The 1,733-nt window shown below is 69.4% G+C and carries 2 protein-coding genes; both read right to left on the bottom strand.

Going from position 1 to position 1,733, the window contains the following annotated elements:
- On the bottom strand, positions 1-265 hold a 265-nt coding region (locus ACYU7H_RS12075; protein ID WP_460815069.1), incomplete at its 3' end, for a hypothetical protein.
- Positions 266-498: 233 nt separating this feature from the next.
- Positions 499-1,733, bottom strand: a 1,235-nt coding sequence (locus ACYU7H_RS12070) for a choice-of-anchor Q domain-containing protein (protein ID WP_460815067.1), incomplete at its 5' end; no start/stop codon positions are given.

The raw sequence follows: 1,733 nt of genomic DNA, 5'->3' as shown, positions 1-1,733 counted from the left end.
TCACGGTGTCGCCGCCGGCGATGTTGGCCAGCGCGGTCTCCGGGCTGCGCCAAGCGCAGGCCTGGCCGGTGCCGCTGCCGGGGTAGGGGGCATCGGCGCGGCCGGTGCACTGGCTGGCACTGCCGCCGTCGGCGCGGACGTGGAAGGTGGTGGCCGCCTGGGCACTGCCCCAGGCGAGCAGGCTGGCGGGCGCCAGGACGGATGCGAAGAGCAGCCTGCGCAGCAGGCGGCCCGAATCATTGCAAGTCGTGCGAAAAGCGAACAAGTACGGCTCCAGGCCGCGGAAGGCGGCGAGTCGAGACGAAGGGATCCCCGGCGGCGAGTCTTGGCGTTTGCCGCGACGCAAAACGAGACAAAAGTCTCATTTCACGAGACCATCATGTTTCTGATTCACAGGGAATTCACGGGGACTTCAAGCCGCTTTACGGTCTTTTAACCGAAGATGGCTGGTTTTGCCCTCCAATTGCAGGCAGCGCCCTTTCGGGCGCTGCCCTCGGGTCAGCGGACCTCGAACGCGGTCGTCGCGGTGGTCGTCGACGCGCCCTCGCTGGCGGCCGCTTCGATCCGGAAGCGCCCCTCGGCCCAGCGACCGCGCTTGAGATCGATCGATCCCCTCGCGTAGCCATTCCGGTCGGTCGTGGCGGTGAGCTGGAGTTCCATGCTCTTGTGCAGGTCGCTGGAGAACTGCACCGTCGCGCCCTCCACCGGGACGCCGTCGCCCATCACCCGCGCACTGAAGTGCACCGTGTCTCCGGGGGCATAGACGGTCCGGTCGGTGCCCACGGAGGCGGCCAGGTCGACCGGGTCGGCCTCGGGGACGGAGACCGTGTAGGTCGCCGAGGCCTGCGCGGTATGCAGGCTGCCCACGGCGCTTCCCACGGCGGTTCCGATGCCGTAGCTGCCGCCCGCGGCGGTGGTGGAGGACGTCACCGAGAGCGTGAGGTTGCCGCTCGCCCCCGGGGCCAGGGTGACGCTGGATGCCGACAGCGTGCCGGTCCAGCCGGTCGGAACGGAGCGCGCGACCTGGAAGGTGGTGTTGCTGCAGGCAGCGCTGTCATTGTTGGTGGCCTTGAACGCATAGGCCTTCGTGGCACCCGGCGCGGCGGCGCTCGAGTCGCCCTGGAGCGTCACGGTCGGAGCGGCCCGCGTGCAGGTCGGGGTGGGCTCGGGCGTGGGATCCGGCTCCGGCTCGGGCTCGGGTTCCGGCGCAGGCGTCGTGCCCGATCCGTCCTGCACCTCGTAGGCGCCGATGTCGCTGGACGCGCCGGCCGGGCGCGGCTGGAGCAGGAAGTCGGTGGGCACGGACGACATGACCGCCACCTTGTCGATCACCGGGCTGCCGTCGAGCGGCTCGGCATCGAATCCGGCCAAGGTCATGTCGGCGAGCGTCGGGTTGGCGCAGGTCACGCCAGTGGGGCAGGAGACCACGTTCCAGGCCAGGTTGCCGGACACGGTCTTCTCGCCCGACACGCTTCCACCGGTGAAGCCGCGCTTGGTGCCGTCGACGAAATAGGGGAACCCGACGCCGACGTTGTTCTGGATCATGATCCGGTCGCTGCTGGTGCCACCGGTATGCACGATCTGGGCGTCGCCTTCGCCGGCCAGGGTGTTGTGGCGCACGACCACCGTGTCGTTGCCGGTCAGCACCAGGCGCAGCGTCGCGCCGTAGGCGCGGCACAGGTCGCCGTCCTGCATGAAGTGCCTGTTGCGGAAGTACGTGCAGTGCCCGACCA

The sequence above is a fragment of the Luteimonas pelagia genome, assembly GCF_054776035.1.
This window is presented reverse-complemented; position numbering and strand designations above follow the sequence as displayed.